Source organism: Fundidesulfovibrio butyratiphilus (assembly GCF_054657235.1).
This window is the reverse complement of record NZ_BAAHXA010000004.1, coordinates 19,416-38,236: the sequence shown is the minus strand read 5'-3', so window position 1 is coordinate 38,236 and position 18,821 is coordinate 19,416. Positions and strand designations below refer to the sequence as shown.

Here is an 18,821-nt window from a genome sequence, read left to right as displayed (position 1 = left end):
CGCGACATTTAGTTTTGCATTTCGCGACATTTAGTTTTGACGCCGCCGGCAGGGGGGCCGGCGGCGTTGGCATTTGGCTTGCTACGCGCGTGCGCGAGACCCCATGTTTTTCGTCCGAAATAAATTAACCATTGGTTAATTTATGTTGACTCTTCCCCGCACCAGAGCGAAGGTCTTTTCAACGCAACGCGGGAAGGAGAAAACGAGATGGAACGGCGCTTTGGGGTTGAAATTGAGATCGCGGGAATTGCGCAGGAACGGGTCGAACGGGTGCTCACCCTGGTGGGGATAACCGTAACCCGCGAAGCCTACAACCACACGGCGCGCTCCCATTGGAAGATCGTGTCCGATTCTTCGGTCCGCGACGGTTTCGAGGTGGTCAGCCCGGTTTTGGAGGGAGAGGCGGGTATTGAAGAGCTTCGGACGGTCATAACCGCCCTGGACGACGCCGGGGCCACCATCAACAAGACCTGCGGCCTACACATCCACTTCGACGCCAGCGGGTTCACCTCCGACCACCTCAAGAACCTCGTTCTGCGTTACGCCATGTTCGAGGCTGAGATAGACGCCTTCATGCCCCCCAGCCGTCGGGGAGCCTCCAACCATTATTGCAATACGCTTGCAGACCTGGTCGCCTCCCCTTCCTTCCGCCAGGCCACCACGATTTCCGGGTTGGTCGCCGCCCAAGGCTCCCGGTACTACAAGGTGAACTTGCAGAGCTACCAGCGCCACGGCACGGTGGAATTTCGCCAGCACAGCGGCACGGTGAACGCCCCCAAGGCCATCAATTGGGTCCGGTTCTTGGACGCCTTTGTGGAAGCCTCGGCCTCGGAACTCCTTGAGGCAATCCAGCCCGCTCGCCTGACCGGATCGCAACGCCTGCTTTGGGAATTGATTCAGGCCGGATCTACGGTCGCCGAGATCCAGGCCGCCACGGGTTGGCAACCTCACACCCTGCGGGCCGCCGTTACCCGGTTGCGCCAGGCCGGGGTTCGGATCGAGCTTACCCGGCAAGGAACCGAGAAGCGCTACCGCGCAATCCCCACGGCCGGCGCTGCCGACGACCACGTTTACCGGGGAGTTGACCCGGCCGTTGAACGCTTTTACCGCAACCGGGCGGCCGTTCTGGCCGCCTAGGAGGACCCGATGCAGTTTGTGACCCTGGACGGCAAGCGGTTTCGGGCCGGTTCCCTGGAGGAGCTTGCCCACCAGCTCTGGCAATCCTCGTTTTTACCTGAACCCACGCTGGACGCCTGGATGACAGCCAGCGCCCAGAGAGCGCTCACCTACAACGGGGCCATCGTCCGGACGGATGATGTGGCCGGGCATGTGCGCGATCTTATTGCCGGCGGTTACGTGGCCCTGGCTTTCGCTGACGACTTGCGCAGCCTCGGCCTGCGCCATGTGGACCTCTGCCGGATTGTGACACACCTGACCGGGGCGAAGGTTTCCCCGGTGTCCGTTACACGTTGGGCCACCGGCGTGCGACCGGCCCCGGCCCTGCTTGAGACCGTGGTGGAGTTGCTCAAGCGCCTGCCCCCTGACGGGGTGCAGGCGCTCCGCGACGCCGCGCGTGAGGCCGGCTAGTAGTTGCTGATCAGCACCTCCCGCACGGTTTTGGCCTCGGTCCTGGCGCAACTATATTTCGTGGCCAGGGTGCCGATCGAAAACGCGCCGAACGTTTCGCGCACTCCGGGCGTGTCATTGAGCGACAGAAGGAACTTCCCCTGCAGGCCGGCAAGTTGCTGCGCCAGGCGCGCAAAATCGTCCCGGCCAAACAACCCCTTGCCATAGTAGTTCTCGACGCCCCAATAGGGAGGATCAAGGTAGAAAAGTGTCTCAGGCCGGTCGTGGCGCGCGATGAACTCGCCGTAGGGCAGGTTCTCGATGCGAACGTGCGTCAGACGGACATGCACGTCCGACAGCTCCTCCTCCAGGCGCAGCAGATTGATGCGCGGCCCCTGAGTCGGTCCGCCGCCAAACGTCCGGCCATACACCTTCCCTCCGAATCCCAGCCGCTGCACATAGTAGAACCGGGCCGCGCGCTGGATGTCAGTGAGGCCGCCGACCTTGAGCTGTTCGGTCCAGTCGTCCCACCAGCCCCGGCTGACCAGGCACCAGCGGAACTGGCGCACGAACTCTTCCAGGTGGTTCTGCAACACCTGGAACAGAGAGACCAGGTCGCGGTTTGCGTCGTTGATGATTTCCACTTTCGAGGGCTCTTTGCGGAACAGCACATGAGCGCCGCCAGCAAAAGCCTCGCAATATGTCACATGCTCTGGGAACCGGGCGACGATCTGTTTCGCCAGGCGAAACTTGCCGCCGATCCAACATAATGGTCCTTTCAACTCAAAACCCTTTCTTTACATGGCTTGCCGCAGCCTGCTACCTCGTTTACCGCCCGCGCGCGATTGGGCGGGAGGAGCGGCTACGGCCGTGGTCCGGCGTTTGCCCGCCGGGTCGGTGGGGTGTTGGTAGCACCCCGCCTCCTCCACTTCCTTTCCATCCCATCCTAAAGGCCGCCGGGGCGGCCGTTGTCAAAGAAGCTCGGTAAACGCCGGTCAGTCGGCGTTTACTACTCCCAAAACCGCGAGGGCCTTGGCGAAATCGTCGCTTTCGGTGATGCGCAGGGCCTGAGCCTCCAACAGGGCCAGGCTGTCCGAGTCCGTGGCGTCCATGGCCATGGGGCGGGGCAAAATGGCTTGCAGCCGGTGATAGCGGTCGGCCAGGACGGTGCGGCACTGGTAGTCCACGATGTCCGTGGGACCGGCCATGAGCAGATCGAGTACCGGCCGGGCCGCGCGGATCAGGCCCCAGCTCTTGGCCTCGCTGGGCGCGACGCCGCAGGGCTGCGCCCCCGTGCCCAGCGAGAGCAGGGCCACGTCGGCGTGCGGAGCGAGTTTGTAGGCCTCGATCAGGGCCACCATGGCTGGGTTGTTGGCGCAAACCCCGCCGTCGACCAGGGTGCGCATGACGCCATCCGCCGATTTGACGACCGCCGGCTCGAAATAGGTGGGGGCGGCGCTGGTGGCCCGGCAGACAGAGCGCAGCAGGTAGTCCCGGCCCTTGTCGGTCTGGGCCTTGGTCGACTTGAACAGGACGGCTGCCCCCATCCCGAGGTCCCAGCTGGTGACGAGCGTGGGGATTGTGCAGTCACGCAGGCGCTTGTCGCCAAAGATGCCCTGGAGGCAGTCCTCCAGGGCATCGGCCGGGTATTGCTCGTCCACCAGACCGCCCAGGGAGGCAATACGGTGCGCCAGGGGCCGCGCGAAGATGGAGCGGGCGTGGTAGAGATAGAGGCTGGCCACCGTGGCCATGGGGATGCCCGCGCCCACAGCGGCCGCGATGATGCCACCTGTGCTTGTTCCGGCGACCAGGTCGACTAGCTGGTGCATGGGTTTGCCGGCCAGTCGCTCGATACAGGCCAGGACAAGGGCTGGGATGAGGCCCCTGATGCCTCCGCCGTCTATGGAGAGGATGCGCACGCTCAGGCCTCCGGCCAGCCTGTCGAAATGTCATATGCCAATACCTCTTCGGACGAGGCCAGGGCGTCCAGGGCCGAGCAGTGGATCTTTTCGGCGTCGAAACAGGCCTGGACGAAATCGCCGACGGCGACTCCCAGGGCCTGGACGGCGACCAGATCCAGGACGATCCATGTCGTTCCGCCCTTGGCCCGCCAGTTGACGGTCGCGCCCGCAGGCTTCTTTGCCAGATAGCTTTCGGCCCCCTGGAGGGTGGCCCGATCGTCGTCATCCGTACCGATGAGCGCCCCCTGGTACAGGACTCCTCCGTCCACTTTCTGCCGACGCAGGGCAGCCACATCTTCCTTGCGCGTCGAACGCGCGTCAGGAAGGCTCAGCGGCTCCGGCACCACGTACGCCACCTCCTCGGCCACGCCCCCAGCCGCCAGCCAGGCCAGATAGGTAGGGTGAGCCGCAGCCACGATGCGCGTCAGGCCGTCCGCGCGGACCTCCTGCACGAGGTACGTCCCGTCCATCTGTATTAGATGCTGATATGTACGATCCATAGCTCCCCCCTCTAGTACGCCCGTTGTGGCGGCGTGAAATCGTGCGTCCAGCGGGCGATGCCCTTGGAGATGCGCAGGTTAGCGATTTGGCCCGGAAAATAATACGAGCTAACAGTCCAGTAGCCTATGTGATACACGGCAGAATCAGACACTGAAAACGGCTCACTCCCGGCGAGTGTATCGGCGCTGAACGTAATGGCCACCCCATCTTTATATATACGCATCGCGCCGTCAGATCGCACCCATGCCAGATGCGACCACGTATTCGCTGCCAGAGCGGCGCAAGATCCTTGTGCATAATACTGCGACCCGCCGACTTCATGCTGACATCTAAGAAAATTCCCTCCAAGGATCATGAAGTCAACCCGATTGCTGTTATCAAGGTATTGCTGTAATATTGAATAGTTGTTTGGCAGAGAGTTGTACGGACATACCCATGCGTCAAGGGTAAAGTCGCCAGATCCGAAGTTGAAGTCGTCGGAATACGGAATTGCCAGCTTCGCGCTGCTTCCGTTGAAATACAGCGACTTGGCTACACCGGCCGGCTTGTCCGTTCCGGTGGCGTCCATCACGGTGACGCCGTTGTTGGTCAGGGTCCGGCCCGACAGGGACGCGTCTGCCACGGCGTCGCCGGTCAGGAGCAACTTGGTGTAGGGATCGCGCCCGCGTTGACTGGGAGGCGAAACGATCACACCCATAATCTACTCCAACACCAGGTTGACGATTACGGTGAGGTCGCGCGCGTCGTCGTTGGTCCCGGCCGCGTCGATAACCACTTCGAGCGGCTGACCAAATCCAATCGCCGCGTTGGCCGCGGAGATGTCCGTGGTGGTGGCTGTCCAGGCCGCATCGCTCACGGCCAGGCCGGCACCCGCGTTGGCCGTCCCGACCAGCGCGCCGTTGCACGAGACGTTGACGTGGGGCTGGTCTGCGCCGGAATCGTCCACCAGCGGGCGCACCCGGAAGCCCACGCAATGCGCCGCGCCGCGCGTCCAGACGTACCGGAGCAAAAGCATATCCTGGATGGCCTGGGTGGTGGCCACGGCCGCGAAGCGTCCGGCAAAGGCGACAGTTTCCTGTACCAGGCGGGCCATGTCGCCGGAGTGCATCTCGCGCCCCGAATCGGCTCCGATAGTGGACGTGTAGGGCGCTCCGGCGATGGTTACCACGCCCGCGTTGTAGGCCGTGACCAGGGCGTAGACCCAGGACGTGGTGTCGTTTTGCCGAAACCGGATCGGGCGCCCGGGCGCGAAAATCGCCTGGTTCGCGGCGATGTCCGCCACCGCGAACGTGGCGTCGTTCGTGCGCGTGGGAAGGGCCTCGAAGGTCGTCCAGGCTCCGGCGTTGGTCACGCCGGACGAACCCCCTCCACTCAACAGCATGAATGAGTCCGTGGCGACCATATATCCGACGAGCACGAGCTGGCCGGAGACAATAGCTCCGGCTGCGAGAGCGGCCCCGGACGAGTCCGTAATATATTTGGCCCCGAGAGCATTGACATTGAGCGTGCTCGCTCCGGTATTGGCGTGGGCCGCACGAAACATGTAAAGTCTAGCAGGATCAAGGGAGCCTAGCGTCGGGGTTGGAGTCATGACGTAGGCGTTGGCAGCGCCGGAGTCGGCGGCATGAATGATTGACGTAGCCCCGGCGACGCGGCCTTTTTTGGTCCATACCCCGGCCGACCGATAATAGATGTCGCCGAACGTGTCCGGGGCCGTGTCCCAGTAGAAGTTTCCGTCCTGGCCCGCGTCGGCGTCCGGCGGGCCGGAGCCCTCAATGATGAGGTTGGAGAGCGAGCCGAGTTGCAACGAGAAGGCGTCCATGCCGGACGCCGTGGCGTTGATCTCGTCAGCCAGGGTATCGAAATTCGTCAGCGCGGCGGCCATGGCAGTCTCGAAGTTGTCGCTGCCTCTGCTGGGAGCATCTACACGCGTTGATGTCTTTGGTATGGTCGTCATTGACTCTCCTATATGATACAAATGACTGTAAATTCAACGGTCGACAGTATAGGGCCTGGTATTGTAATACTGAATTCGTTAAAGAATCCGTACGTTATCAGCGCTTCCGGCTCGAATCCGTTCTCATTATGCGCGACGTAGAGAGCGGCTATTCCGTCAAGAGAACTAAGAGTTCCGTTCACATAACTTATCATCGATGATTCAATTTCCGCCGTGAACTTGACTGTGTTGCTATTCGCCCCTTTTTTCAGGGATGTACGTCCGAATGTGTCCGTGTTCTTTTTGCTGTAGGAAAGGAAACCGATTTCAACTCCCCATTCTGTGTCCCCAAGAGATGCGGACAGCACAGGAACAATATTCCCCAACTTTGCCGTGCCATCAACGCCTGCGTTAACGCGTATGCGCAACGTGGATTGAGCCCTCACGAGCAAGGGGACAAAATAGTTCCGGGTGAATCGTGCGTCGCTAAAGAAATAATCTGTAACAGTATAAACCGGTTGAAGCACTTGATATGTCCGCGAGAATATCACCGTCTCCCCGACAGCCAGGTCCAGCGTAAGCGTACGTCCCTCGACACCAAAAAGCGCCAGGGCGTCGCACCGCGAGGCGTCGATGGTTATGTCGATCAGCTCGGGATGCACAGTCTGTGTGCCGACGAACTCGTCCACGCACGCGCGGGCGTTGGTCGCGCTCAAATCAGACCAGGCCGGATCGTCATCAGCCAGGTTGTCGGGCGGATACTCGCCGGCCGTGGTGCGCAGGGCCTGGTAGAGGCGATGCGTGGCCAAAACCATGACAATGGCGTCCGTGGCGTACTCGATGGCCTCGTCATAGGGGGGCGCATCGTCCTCCGGCACGTTGGTGGAGAGGAGTGTCACCGGGCGGGGGGCTCCGACTCTCATGCCTCGGCCTCTACACGCGTGGTGATCACGCCCTCATCGCCGCCGCACCGGCGGAGCAGCGACACAACGTCGCGTGTGTTGGAGCTGATCGCGGCGTTGCCCTGGCCCACCTTGTCGGTAAGTCGCGCGACGGCGGCTTCCAGGGAGCGGATCGCGGCCACCACGGCCGCGTTGGAGCCGCCGAGCAGCTGCACCGGCACCCGGCCGCTGGGCATTGGGATGACGGCCTCGGTGCCGGCCTCGCCGATCATGGCCAGCTCCGGACCGCTGGTAATGGTTCCTGTGGCATACCCCCGCACGGACTTGAGGTTGTCCAGGGCGTCGAGGGCGGCCTGGTAGAGGTCGCCGGTGCCAGCCGGAGTGATGCCGCGCGAGATCAGGCCGCTCAGGATCGACCAGGCGTCGTACTGCCCATCGCCGGATATGCCGTACGACTGTTGCCACCACGACAGGTAGTTGGTCCTCTGGTCAGGGTGCGAGCGCAGGTAGGCGTCCCACGTGGGAGAGCCGTCCGGGGTATTTGTATCGCCGAGGTGGTAGGCGGCCTCGGCTCCCGCCCCGGTGTAGGCCAGGGCCTGGGTGATCTGGCCCTCCAGCGAGGCGGCAAATACCTGACTCGCCTGCTGCACGGCCTGCTGATAGGTGGCCTCGGCCTCGGCGATGGTGTCCGCCTGCTGTTGGCCAAGGAGGGCCTCGGCCAGCAAGCCAAGGGCGGACGTTATCTCATTAAAAACTTTTGTGTATTCCGCAGGATCGGTGGTGGCGTCCATCTTGGCGGACAGCACCGACGTGGCCAGGGATTGCGCCTCGCTGATGGCGTCCCGGTCGCCGGTCAGGCCCTTGGCCAGGTCCGCGTCGAATTGCGACCGCAGGATGGCGTATTTTTGGTCCGGCAACAGCGGCGACTGATCCCCGCCCCGCAATTCTACTACGGTCTTGTGGATGGCGTCGGCCGCGTCTTGGAGATCGTCAACTAAATCATCCCAATATTTGGTCAACTCCTGGCGTTGCACGTCCAGGACGGTGGAGAGGTCGATGGCTCCCAGGCCCGAGGCCACGGCGGACTGAAACTCCTGCGCCTGCTGGGCGAGCAGTTTGACCGCGCCGGCCTCGTGGTCGCGGCCTTCCAGGACCAATTTGCGGGCCTGTATATCGTAGCGAAAGCTCTCTTCGGCCAGCCGTTTGGATTCGGCCATGGCCGCCAATTTCGCATTGATTTCGGCATTGTAGGCATCGTTGGACAGAGCGGCGATTTCCTCGCCATATTCGCGCTCCAGCGCGACGTAATCCTGATACCGCGAGGCCACCATGGCGTAGATCTCGTACATGGTGTCGCCCGTGGCGGAGGCGATGCGCGAGAGCAGACTGGAGCGAGTGGAGTCGACCTCCTCCTGGTGTTGGCGGATGGCGGCCGCCGTCTCCAGGGCCTGCACCTCGGCGATCCTGGCCATGGTGGCGGCGTCGTAGCCCGCCTGGCGGGCCTGAGCCAGCTCAGCTTCCTGCTGGGCCAGGAGCGAGACCTGCGAGGCCTGCCAGTCCAGACCGTGGGCGGTCAGGGCGCGAGCCTCCAGGCTCAGGCCCAATTGCCGCATGGACGTGGCCGTCTGGTCCGCCTGGGCCTCGACCTGCTGGAGCGAGTCCGCCAGCGTGTCAATGGCATCCACCTGCGTGGCGGCCTCGGACCAAGCCGCAAAAATATCTGGGTCGAGGGGGCCATTTGTCGTAGCCGCCTGCATGGCGGACCAAAATCCCTCGACATCGGTGCCCAGTTGAGCCAGGGCCGGACCCACCTGCATGGTGGACTGGTCAATACGGGCCTGGAGCAGGCCGGCGTCGTCGGTGGTGTGCTTTGTCAGTAACCCCAGCGCGGTCTGTACCGCGTCCATAGATCCCAGAGCATCGGAGAGCTGCGACACGTAGTCGGCGGCCTGGATTTTGGTCAGACCCTGCGTCAGTCCGTCGAAATCGTACCCCGTCGCCCTGGCGATAGCGTCCATGGACGTCATGGCGGAACTAAGGCGGCTTAGAGTATCAATCCAGGCCTCATCGGGAGCGGCGACGGCCTGCACCTGATCCAGCAATCCAAGCGAGGTCAGGCTATACTGCGACATGGCGTTGGCCAAATTTCTGTAGACCTCAGCTTCGTGTCCTTCGGGGATGGCCGTAACGTCCCACGAAAAACCCTTTTGTGAGGCTTTCAGGGCGTCCTCTGACAGCCCTAAAGCGTCGGCGAAGTCGGTAAGCCCAGCTGTGGCCTTTTCCCAAGCCTCTGCCTCCGCAGTGGCCATAGTCGCGTCAGCTGGCGAATAGATCGTCGAGTGGCGGGTGGAGCTGTCCCCAAACATCTCCCGGGACGTGGTCGTTATAGTCCCGTAGCTGGATGGCACCAACTCGCCATCCACAAACATCAGCGCCTGCTTGCTGGCCGCCGGAATGACCCACTTGCTGGTCTCGGTATTGGGTGTGAGCGCCCCGGCCAACAGGGCCGCCGGGATGGCCACCAACGCGCCTACGCCCGTGGCCGCCAAACCCGCGCCGATGCCGAGCGCGCCGCCGATGGTCGCTCCGAGCCCTGTGGCAGACGCCACACCGCCGGCGAGCAGGCCCGTCCCGGCTCCGACGTAGCTGGCGGTCGGGTTGTCCGGCCGGATGAATCCGCCGGCGGCATAGCCTATTCCCCCACTGGCCAGGGCGGGACCGGCCACACTCATGATGTTGGAGAGAGTGGACGTGGAGGACGCCTGCCCGAGGTTCATGGCCGACTGCCAAGCTGCGGCCGGCTCCTTGCCGGCCGCCACCAGGGTCTCGTACATTTCGGCCTGGCCAGTGTTGAGGGTCCACGTGCCCCCGGTGTTGACCATGTCGTAAGTGGTCTTGGCGGACCCGCCATTTTTGAACAGGTCCGACAACGAGAAACCACTCCCGGACGTCTGCCCCTGATCCGCCGAGGCGGACAGGCCGGTCAGGCCTTGCAGTGCGCTTGTATCCGTGCCCACCACCTTGGCCACGATGGGCATGAGCAGGGCGTTTTTCGCCAGCGTCGCGGCGAGGCTTGTGACGTAGCGGATGGTGTCGCGCACGAGGTTGGTCCACATGTTGGCCCAACTTTCGCGGGCCTTCTGCGCGTTGCCTTCCCAGAGGTTGGTCAAGGTGTCGGCGATGCCTGTTTGCACGTCGCCGCCGACCTGGCGGATGTAGTCCGCCGTGGACTTGGCCATGTCCTGCCACATGGCCCGCTTGCGAGCGGTTTCGTCCTGGTAGGCTTTGAATTCGAGGGCGAGGTAGTCGCGGAGGTACCCCAGAAAGTCATCTTCGTAGCCGAGGCGGGCCTCCAGCTCCTTGCGGCGCAGTTCGGAGCGCTGCTGGCTGGCGTACACCTGGAAGGCATTTTCGTCGCTGACGTGCTTCTTGACCTGATCAAGATGGGCGTCCAGGCGGCGGCCCTCGGCGTCCCAATACTCGTCAGACAGCTTGCCGCCTTCGCCCAGGCGACGCACATCTTCGTCAAGCATGAATTGTTCGTGCGCCCGCCAGCGCTCCTCGGCGGTGGCGATCTTCTGGGGATCGGCCAGATCCGTCCCGTAGCCACCTTGCTGCAACTCCTGGAGGTACTGCTTGTACCCTTGCAGCCAGTCAGCCTTGAGCTGCGAACCCTGAGCGCCGTAGGTGTCGCGGTATAGCGAAGATTCGTGCTTGGCGGCGTCGTCGAGCTGACGGCTGTACTCGGCCAGCTCGGCGGCCTTGATCTTGAGGGCCTTCAGGTCGCCGAGACGAGCTTCGGCCTGGTGCAACGCCTCGACGCCGCCCTTGGCCCCCACCAGATCCGCTTGAATGCGCGTGAGCGCCTGGTTGTGCTCCCGCTCGATTTTGGCGATGGCCGCGCCCAGCCGGTCGCCCCCCAGCGACTGTTCGTAGGCGGCGATCTCGTCTTCGATCTTCTGGAGGACGCCGGAGGCCTTGATGTCGGCCCGCGCGCCCGCCGTGGCGGCAGAGGCCCCCTTGCGGGTATCCCGGTCGAGGATCTCTTGCCGGCGATTGGCCCTCAAGGAATTAGATTTACCGACCCAGGTCCAATACTCATTTTCAGTGAGCAGACCGCCTTTATAATCCTTCCAGGTCTGCTCCCATTCGCTGACGATCTGCTTGTCCACGGAGGCCAAGCGCTTTTCCACTGTAGAGGCCGCCGACGCCACGCCCAGCCTGGCCAGCGCGGTCTGGCGGTCTTTGGATATGCCGTCGGGGTAAACTTGGGGCTTGTTGGTAACAACAGGCTGCGCATCGCCGACGCCCAAACGCCTGCGATCCTCCTCCTCTGTCCTGGCCGCGTTCTCTTGCTCAAGGCGTTTTTTCAGGTTGGGGCCGCCTGGCCACTGGTCAAAGCCCGGGGTTAATATTTGCAAGAAATTTCGCGGCAGGGCCTGCCATGCGTCCTTGAAGGCGGCATAGGTGCGCGCGATGGCCGAGCCGATTAGCCTTTTGTTTTCCGCGAGCAGCCGGTTTATGGTCGTGATGGTGCCGGCGACGTCCTGCCACATTTCCTTAAACCCGGACCGTTTGATTTGGTCCATGGTTGTGGACATGGTGGACATTTGGGAGTTGATGGTATTGCCCACGTCCTCCTGGGCGGCCGCGAGCCCGCCAAACTGCTCGCGCAAAAACTCGAGCGTCCGGCCCTGCTCCCTGGCGTCGTTTAGCTGCTTTTCCCATTCAGGCCCCAGACGGTCCCTGAGCAGCATCGCGAGCTGGTCGCCGGCTCGGGCCTGTCCGGTGATTACCGAGCGCAGTTCCTGGGCGATCTGGAGGGAGGAGGATTGCCCTTGCGTCATCAACTTGATCTTGTCGATAATGACGCCAAGGTTCTCGATGTCGCGATCGTTGGTGAGGGTGATCCCCTTGTTGGTGAGGATTTGCCAGCCTTCTATGATCTCCCTGCCGCTGGCGAAATGTTTGGCCGCTTCGGCTTCGACTTTGGCGTAGGTTTCCTCGGCGTAACGCAGGTTCTGGGCGTAAATTTGGCGCAGTTCCGCGTCAGTGCCCCGGTTCATGTCGGTCAAATTCGCGGCGATGGAGATGGTGGCCACGCGGTAGTCGTCAACAGCCTGGATGGCGTCGCGGATGGCTGATACGAATTCACGGAATGCTTTGGCGAGCTCCAGGGCGACCAGCACGTCTCGCAAAACGTCAACAGAGGAAGTCAACTCCCCCATTTCGGACTTTGCCTGCCTTGAGGCCTGTCCCAAATCCTTGACGCTCGCCGACGCCTTGTCCACGCCCCCGGCCTGCTCTCCGACCGTTTTGGTCTGCTGCCCCAGGCCGGTAATCGCCTCCCGCGCGCTGCCGGCGGCCGCGCCCAGCTCTTTGACGCTCGCCGCCGCGCCGCCAAAGCTGGCCGCCTGTTGCCCGGCGGTCTGCAACTGCTGGCCGAGAGACGCCAGCAGCTCCCGCACTTGGGTGGCGGCCCGGGCCATCTCCAACAGCGCGCCCGTGGCGACTTTGGCTCCGGTGTCGCCCTTGCCGCCGACGTTTACTAACTGTTGACCGAGATCCACCAACGCCTGATTGGCGTTGGTGGGATCTACGGTCACAGTGAGCTTGATGACGTTGTCGCCGGCCACGGGGAGGGTCCTCTCAAAACAGGCTGACGCGCTGGGCGGCAGCCATGTGGTTGTCGATCATTTCCTTGACCATGCCGAGATCCGCCCACATCCACAGGGGCAGATCGTCAGGCTCCAGGGCCAGGCCGCCCAGCTGGTACTGGCGCAGGGCGAGCAGCCAGCCCAGGTATTGCGACGGCTTGGCCCCGGAGCGTTTTGGGCATTTAGCGCAGGCGGCGGCTAGCCAGTCGCCGTTTAGGCGTTCACAGTCGCGTCGGTCTGCGGGGGTGCATCGTTCGAGCTGGCCTCGGAGCTGCTCGACAAAGGGGCGTCGGTCTCTTCGGTCGCCTCCTCGGCGTCGGCGTCGGCCTCGCCTTCGGCCCCGGCCAGGAGGTCGATTTCGTCTTCGTCGCCCGCCGAGACCTGGGACGGGCGCAGGGCCGCGCGGGCGACGGCGGCCAGATCCGACGGACGGGCCGCAGCCAAGAGGTCTTTCCAGTTGGCGCGGTAGTGCGCCTCGGACGGGTTCGAGCTGATAAAATCGTCGCCGTCCATGAAGTAGCTTTCGCTGAAGCCAGTGACGAGCTTCTTTCCCAGGGCCGCCTCTTCGGCGAAGATGTTGCTCTTTATAACGGTTTTTTTGCCACTCTTCGTGTAAAGCGAGGCGCTGAACGCCATCCTCTGGGGGTTGGTGGGCAGGCGGTAGTAGAGCTTGTACTCTTCGCCGGCCAAGTCGATCATTTCCAGCACCTGACGATCGGCGGTCAAATTGCAGGGCATGTGCGTCTCCTGATTTCGGATTTGGGTTAGGCGAAATAGAGGCGAAATTCGTCGTCTCCGGCCACGTCGCGCGTGGCCTCGAAGGGCAGATCGTAGGCCCCCAGGCCGCTGCGCTCGCGCTCGCTGATGCTGGTCACGCGCAGCTTGGGCACTGCCACGATCAGGCGGTTGCCGGCGGTCTGGCCGATGCGGGCCACCAAACCGCTGGGGGTCGAGCTGGACCACAGGGCGTAGGGGTTGAAGTTGGACAGATCGTCCATTTCCGGGTCGAGCGACCCGGTAGGGTTGCGGCCGGAGATGTAGTATTCCGAGATGCCGCTCACCGCGTTGGCGTTCTTGCGGGGGTTGACCTCGTTGGCCAAATCGAGCTTGAGCTGGGTAAACGCAGGCGTAAACGCGCCGAGCGTGGCGTGGGCGTCGGTGAAGACAGCCGGAACGATGTCCGGGAGTGTGGGGTTGGGCAGGGGCTGGTCGGCCGGGTCGAGCCAGGCGGCCTGGAAGGTAAACGTGAACTTGGCGATCTGGCCCGAGGGGCAATCCAGGCTCCACGATCCCCGCGCGTCGCGCAGCCTCTTTCGCACGCCGTCGCGGTGGAAAAAGTACGTCATGCACTTCTGCTGGGCGATGGTCTGGGTCACCGGGGTGTATTCCAAGGTCTTGGCCGCTTCCACCACCGTGGCCGTGGCCGCGCTGGTTCCGCCGGTGAGGGCGTCGGCGGCCGCGAACTCCCCGGCTCCGGCCTCAAGCACCAAAAGATCGCCGCAGGCGAAGCGCACCACGCCGGTGACAACGGGGTCGCCACCGGAAATGGTCTCGCCCACGGTCCAGGTCCCGACCTGGTCGGAGAGCGTGAGCAAAAGCAGGCCGTCGGCCCGGGCCATGCCGCAGGCCTGCAACGGGCCGTCGTAATATGGCGGCAGGGGCGCGCCGGTCCCGTCCAGGCCGGCCCCGCAGGCCTCGTGCTTGATCGTGAACTTCTGGGACTTGGCCCCGATGCGCGAACCCTCCTTGCTGAAGGTCCGCGACACAATGTTGCGTTCGATTTTTTCGCCGTCCGGGGCGCACTCCACGTCCGCGTCGACCCGCAGGGCGTCCGTGGCCAGGGGAGTGACCTCCTCGCCCGGATTGTGGAGCTTGCCCAGCACCACCATGATTTTGAACTGTTGCGCGCCCATGTGGCGTCTCCTCTATTTGAAGTAGGGTTGAGGGATGCGGTATTGGTCCGCATGGACCGCCACGCCCCCGGCCTGCAAAAGCGACCAGTCGCCCAGGCTCTCGGCCGGCAACAGCTCGGGCAGGAGTTGTTTGCCCTCCAGGGCCTGGCGCACGGCGTCCAGCAGCCGGTACACGCCCGGCGTGGTGGCGTCGCCGCGCCGGGCCTTGACCAGGTCGCCCTGGTATTTGTCACCGATGACTATGGTCCAGGTCATGCTGGCCTCACTGCGCGAGCCGTGGCTTTCCGTGGTCGACCCGGCGTAGATCACCAGCAGAGCGGGGAACGTGGCCATGGCCTGAGCGATCTGATCCGGCTCCAACTCGCCGCCGTAGGGCGCGACCAGGCGCACGCCCAAGGCCGCCTTGAGCGGCGAAAGCGCGGCCAGGATGGCGTCTTCGACTTCGTGCAGGCTGCGTTTGGCCATCAGGCTCCCTCCGCCAGGTAATCTCCCAGGATGTCGGACACGGCCCGCAGCCAGGCCGGCGGCAGATCGCCGTCAGCCCCGAACAGGTAGGGCCGGGCCGGGATCTTCGAGCCCGGATGGTTGACCTGGCGCACCGGATGCTTTCCGCCGGCCCAGGCCAGGGCCTTCTTGTTTTTGGCCCTGATCACGTGCGCCTTTGTGGTCCCGCCGAACTGGTGGATGGCGGCGTACGAAATGCCCGGCCCGCCCACGCTCACGCTCACGCTTGTGGGAGTGGCCTGGTAGTTTACGCTTCTCAGCAGGGCCTGTGTCCGTTGCAGGAGCTTCCCCGACAGAGGGGCGAACGAGGTCAAAGGAGCCCACTTCCCGCCGCCCGGCGCTTCCTCAAATTCAAACGAGCGATGCACCCGAAGGAGCAAGGCCGAGCCGATGTCGTCAAAGGCCTGGGACATGTCGCCTAGGCGCTGGCTCACATTGGCGAGCAGCGCCTTGACCGCCATGTCATCAACCGTGATTTCGATCACGCCGGCCACCGCTAGAACCCTCCCATGTCGGTAAACATGCGGGACGGGCCTTCAAACAACACCACCGTGTCTTCGCTGGCGGCCGGGGCCGAAACGCCGGCCGCTTGCAACTTGATTCGCCCGGCGGCCAGGTCGCGCAGCTGCGCCAGGGCGCGGTCGTAGTCCTTGACCAAGCTATCGGACGGCTGGCGGCCACGGTGCAGCAGGTAGAATGCGATGTCCGCCTGCCATTGCGGCACGGGGTCCGGAGCCGGGGAGCCGAAAGGCACCTCGTAGCCGGCGGACCGGGCGTAGCCGTGGATCAGCGAGGCCGCGTCGGCCAGGGCCTTGTCCAGCACGGCCTGGACAACAGCCCCCGTGGGGGGGCTGGCCAGGTCCGTGAGCTGAATTAAGGCGGTCTCGCCGTAGCGTTCTTTCATTCCTTGGAGGTCGACGTACACTTAGGCCCCCTGCTTGGGCGCGGGGTCGCCGCCCTCGGGGCCGGCCTTGGTGTCGTCGGTCTTTCCAGGCTTCTTGGGGGCCTTGGGGGCGTCGGGATCGGGCTCCAACACGCCCACGGCGACCAAAGGGGCCGCCGCCTTTTCGTCGAGGTCGACGGCGCTTCCCGCCTCGTAGACCTTGCCATTGTGTTCGAGGCGGTCTTTCACGGTGTATTTCATGTCGCTGTCCTCGTTTAGCCCACGGCGTTCTGGATAAAGTAGCCGAGGTCCGGGCAGGTAATCAGTTCCTTGACGGATTCGCCCGTGCGCACGGTTATGCCGCCGCGCAGGCCCCGCTTGGGTTCGTCGATGGTCCCGGCGACGCGGTCCCCCCAGGGCACGGTCATGCCGAAGGTGGTGCCCCGCTGGGCGTCCGCCAGCCGGTTGCGCGAAATCAAGGAAATGTGCTTGCCCCAAACCCGCGACATGGACACGGCCTGGCCGCGCTTGGCGCTATTGAGAAAGCCTTCGCCCACCACGACTTCTTCCAGCTCGAAGATCCTGGCGATGTCCTCGCGCTTGGCGACGCCCGACGTGCCGGAGTTTCCCAGGGCCGCGCCCACGATCTTGGGATGCCTGGCCAACACGGAGAAGGCCGGGCGTCCGATGACCATCACGTTGGGGCGCACCACCGGGGTGTCGAGGGCGGTCATGATGGTGGCCAGCGGGTCGGAGTTGGTGAAGTCCGAAAACTGGCTGGTCCCGGAAAGCGTGGTCCGGTTGGCGGCCGGGTAGGTATTGAGGGCGAAAACCAGGCTGGCCACGCGCACCTCGCGGTCCAGGGCGATGAGGTCGGAAAGCCCCTCGACGGCCTTGGCCCGCAGATCCACATTCGAGGGGGCGTTTTCGAGGTCGGCATTGGGGATGAAATCGTCCAGGCCGTAGTCCACGGTGGAGGCCTGAAGCAGCTGGGCCGTGAACTCCACCTGGTTGGGTTCGCTCGTGCGGCCCACCTTGGTGTCGGGGATGGTGAAGCCTTCGGCCATGGCCCACAGCAGGTAACTGAACACCTGTTTGCTCACCGGGGTGACGCGCGGGAGCACCAGGTCCGCGACAAGGGCCTGGTTGCGATAGGCGATGGCGATGGCTGTCAGTTCCGGAAGGAACTGGAAAGGAGTGACGGACATGGTGCCTCCTTAACCCTGGACCCGGATCGGGATGAGCAGGGTATCGATGATGTCGCCGGTGGTCGTGGCGGACTGCAAAGTCACTCCACCAACGCGAGCGTTGACCCCGGCGGCCGGAGAAGCCGCGACGGCGACGCCGGCGTTGCTGGCGGTGAAATACTCGCCAAAGGCGATCGTGCCGCCCGCGACCACCTCGACGATTCCGGAGTGGATGATGTCCACGCGGTCGCCGTCGGCCACGGCAAGACGCTCGGATACGCCGATGATGGCGTCGGTGGACGCCGTGGCCACGGCTACAGTGCCGGGCTCGGAGCCCGCCTTGACGATGGCGCGGGCCGGGACATCGCCTTGCGCGACATAGGTTTTTGTCAGACCGGGGTTCACTGTTGGCCTCCTTCGCGCAGTTCGGCCAGGGCGTCGGCGTAGCCGATTTCGCGGCCGTCCTTGCGTTGCTGATTCATGTATGCGGTGATCCTGGCGGCCAGTTTGCCGGCGTCGTCTCCGCCGCTCCGAGGCTGTCCGACCGGGGCGACCCGACCGGGCTCGATCACCACGGGAGCGCCGGCTTCCCAGGCGCAAAAATCTTCCAGGCTCTTGGAGGCGAGGGCCAAGGCCCACGGCTCCTGCGCCGGTATCAGCTTGCCGGCGGCCTTGGCCCGACCCACGGCGGCCTGGGCCTTCTCTTGGTCGCGCTCGCGTTTGAGGCCCTGCAACTCGCCGGCAAGGACGTTATGCACGGCCAGCGACACGTACTTGCCCGGATCGGGTTCGCCGGTGGCGGTCTTGGCGTGAGCGACGAGCTGCTCGGGGGTGGAGCCTTCGGCGGCTCCCAGAGCCTGGGCCAGACCGGTCATGGCCGTCTTGGCATGGACCGCGAGTTGCTCGGGCGTGGAGCCGTCGGGCGCGCCAAAAACCTTGGCCAGCTCGGCCAGTTGGGCGCGTTCGGCCACCAGAGCCTTGGCGTGGGTGACGACGGTTTCTTCCGTCGCATCCTCGGGCAGCCCCATGGCTTTGGCCAGCGCTTCGAGGAGCTTGTTCACGTTGTTCCCTCCGGGAAGCTGGCTGGCCAGCGCCGTCAGCTCCAAATTGGGGTTGTTGACGAGCCCCGCGCCCTCGATGCGCAGGACGTTCCCGTCCCGATCGTGGACATAAGCGGGGGACAGGTAGCGATATTCGCGGTTCTTGAGGTGCTCGGCCGCTCGGACGGTCCACTCCACGCGGCCCCAGATACCGTCGGACCGGGACTGCAACTCCGTGATCCAGCCGGCGGCCACGGCCGGACGACCGTTGGCCTCGGAGCGATAAATCTGGTGGTCGTAGTCTATGGGCAGGTCCGCCCCGGCCTGATGGGCCATGGTGGCGGCGATGACGGCTTGGGCGTCGCCAAGGGCGTACGGCCCCCGGCCGTCGCGGCCCGCGAATGTGCCGGCCGGCAATAGCTGCACCCAGTCCGGCGCGACGCCGGCGGGCAGTTCCATGGAATGGATGGCGTGGAGTTCCCTCTGCATGAGGGCAGGTCTAGGACGGGAGGACGAAGGGGATAACCCGGAAAGTTTTCCGGGGCATCCTTTTTGTGGCGTTATTGCTGTGTAGCGCTCATGGCGCGCCAGGGCAACCCTGGCCGACGGGAGGGCATGCCCCGCATTTCGCCAGAATGCCGTTTACTCGCGCGTTTACCGGTTTCGGACGATGAACGGGCCGGGAGGGCTTGTCAGGAGCGCCCACAGGGCTTATTTGAAGAGTGCCCTATCTGACCGCCCAGAATGGCCGGCATATCGCTCCCGGCTGGG

18 protein-coding genes are annotated in these 18,821 nt (G+C 64.0%); 2 read left to right on the top strand and 16 right to left on the bottom strand.

What is annotated here, in order from left to right:
* The first annotated feature begins 207 nt into the window (after nucleotides 1-207).
* Both ACYQ01_RS19580 and ACYQ01_RS19575 read left to right on the top strand, forming a co-directional pair.
* Nucleotides 208-1,137 carry an amidoligase family protein gene (locus ACYQ01_RS19580; RefSeq protein WP_459931804.1) on the top strand — a complete coding sequence of 310 codons (930 nt, stop codon included), beginning with the start codon at nucleotides 208-210 and terminating at the stop codon, nucleotides 1,135-1,137.
* A gap of 9 nt (nucleotides 1,138-1,146) precedes the next feature.
* Complete coding sequence (locus ACYQ01_RS19575) at nucleotides 1,147-1,587, top strand: hypothetical protein (RefSeq protein ID WP_459931803.1); 441 nt, start codon at nucleotides 1,147-1,149, stop codon at nucleotides 1,585-1,587.
* On the opposite strand, the gene ACYQ01_RS19570 is transcribed toward ACYQ01_RS19575, so the two are convergent.
* From ACYQ01_RS19570 to ACYQ01_RS19495, 16 genes are all read right to left on the bottom strand, one after another.
* A complete protein-coding gene (locus ACYQ01_RS19570; protein ID WP_459931802.1) occupies nucleotides 1,584-2,348 on the bottom strand; it encodes a DNA adenine methylase in 765 nt (254 codons plus the stop codon). The genes ACYQ01_RS19575 and ACYQ01_RS19570 overlap by 4 nt on opposite strands.
* Nucleotides 2,349-2,561: 213 nt before the next feature.
* Nucleotides 2,562-3,485 carry a patatin-like phospholipase family protein gene (locus ACYQ01_RS19565; protein ID WP_459931801.1) on the bottom strand — a complete coding sequence of 308 codons (924 nt, stop codon included), beginning with the start codon at nucleotides 3,483-3,485 and terminating at the stop codon, nucleotides 2,562-2,564.
* Nucleotides 3,486-3,487: 2 nt separating this feature from the next.
* Nucleotides 3,488-4,027 carry a DUF4376 domain-containing protein gene (locus ACYQ01_RS19560; RefSeq protein WP_459931800.1) on the bottom strand — a complete coding sequence of 180 codons (540 nt, stop codon included), beginning with the start codon at nucleotides 4,025-4,027 and terminating at the stop codon, nucleotides 3,488-3,490.
* Between the two features lie 11 nt (nucleotides 4,028-4,038).
* A complete protein-coding gene (locus ACYQ01_RS19555) occupies nucleotides 4,039-4,725 on the bottom strand; it encodes a LamG domain-containing protein (RefSeq protein ID WP_459931799.1) in 687 nt (228 codons plus the stop codon).
* 3 nt (nucleotides 4,726-4,728) lie between these two features.
* Nucleotides 4,729-5,913 carry a hypothetical protein gene (locus tag ACYQ01_RS19550; protein WP_459931798.1) on the bottom strand — a complete coding sequence of 395 codons (1,185 nt, stop codon included), beginning with the start codon at nucleotides 5,911-5,913 and terminating at the stop codon, nucleotides 4,729-4,731.
* Nucleotides 5,914-5,993: 80 nt separating this feature from the next.
* On the bottom strand, nucleotides 5,994-6,887 hold the full coding sequence (locus ACYQ01_RS19545) for a hypothetical protein (RefSeq protein WP_459931797.1): 894 nt from the start codon (nucleotides 6,885-6,887) through the stop codon (nucleotides 5,994-5,996).
* Nucleotides 6,884-12,502: a coiled-coil domain-containing protein gene (locus ACYQ01_RS19540; RefSeq protein ID WP_459931796.1), complete on the bottom strand. Its 5,619-nt coding sequence runs from the start codon at nucleotides 12,500-12,502 to the stop codon at nucleotides 6,884-6,886. Before ACYQ01_RS19540 ends, ACYQ01_RS19545 begins: the two co-directional genes overlap by 4 nt.
* Nucleotides 12,503-12,736: 234 nt before the next feature.
* Nucleotides 12,737-13,261 (bottom strand): hypothetical protein, encoded by a 525-nt coding sequence (locus ACYQ01_RS19535; RefSeq protein WP_459931795.1) that lies wholly within the window; start codon nucleotides 13,259-13,261, stop codon nucleotides 12,737-12,739.
* 26 nt (nucleotides 13,262-13,287) lie between these two features.
* Nucleotides 13,288-14,436 (bottom strand): phage tail tube protein, encoded by a 1,149-nt coding sequence (locus ACYQ01_RS19530; protein WP_459931794.1) that lies wholly within the window; start codon nucleotides 14,434-14,436, stop codon nucleotides 13,288-13,290.
* Between the two features lie 12 nt (nucleotides 14,437-14,448).
* Nucleotides 14,449-14,901 carry a phage protein Gp37 gene (locus tag ACYQ01_RS19525; RefSeq protein WP_459931793.1) on the bottom strand — a complete coding sequence of 151 codons (453 nt, stop codon included), beginning with the start codon at nucleotides 14,899-14,901 and terminating at the stop codon, nucleotides 14,449-14,451.
* The gene (locus ACYQ01_RS19520; protein ID WP_459931792.1) at nucleotides 14,901-15,425 is read right to left on the bottom strand and encodes a phage virion morphogenesis protein; all 525 of its coding nucleotides are present in this window, start codon (nucleotides 15,423-15,425) and stop codon (nucleotides 14,901-14,903) included. Before ACYQ01_RS19520 ends, ACYQ01_RS19525 begins: the two co-directional genes overlap by 1 nt.
* Nucleotides 15,426-15,436: 11 nt before the next feature.
* Complete coding sequence (locus ACYQ01_RS19515) at nucleotides 15,437-15,865, bottom strand: gp436 family protein (RefSeq protein WP_459935453.1); 429 nt, start codon at nucleotides 15,863-15,865, stop codon at nucleotides 15,437-15,439.
* Entirely contained in the window at nucleotides 15,866-16,084 is a 219-nt protein-coding gene (locus ACYQ01_RS19510; RefSeq protein WP_459935452.1) for a hypothetical protein, read from the bottom strand.
* Nucleotides 16,085-16,098: 14 nt separating this feature from the next.
* Nucleotides 16,099-17,031, bottom strand: a complete 933-nt coding sequence (locus tag ACYQ01_RS19505; RefSeq protein WP_459935451.1) for a hypothetical protein — start codon at nucleotides 17,029-17,031, stop codon at nucleotides 16,099-16,101.
* Between the two features lie 9 nt (nucleotides 17,032-17,040).
* Nucleotides 17,041-17,415 (bottom strand): hypothetical protein, encoded by a 375-nt coding sequence (locus ACYQ01_RS19500; RefSeq protein WP_459935450.1) that lies wholly within the window; start codon nucleotides 17,413-17,415, stop codon nucleotides 17,041-17,043.
* Nucleotides 17,412-18,539 carry a phage protease gene (locus ACYQ01_RS19495; RefSeq protein WP_459935449.1) on the bottom strand — a complete coding sequence of 376 codons (1,128 nt, stop codon included), beginning with the start codon at nucleotides 18,537-18,539 and terminating at the stop codon, nucleotides 17,412-17,414. The genes ACYQ01_RS19500 and ACYQ01_RS19495 overlap by 4 nt, the downstream gene beginning before the upstream one ends.
* Between the last annotated feature and the right edge of the window lie 282 nt (nucleotides 18,540-18,821).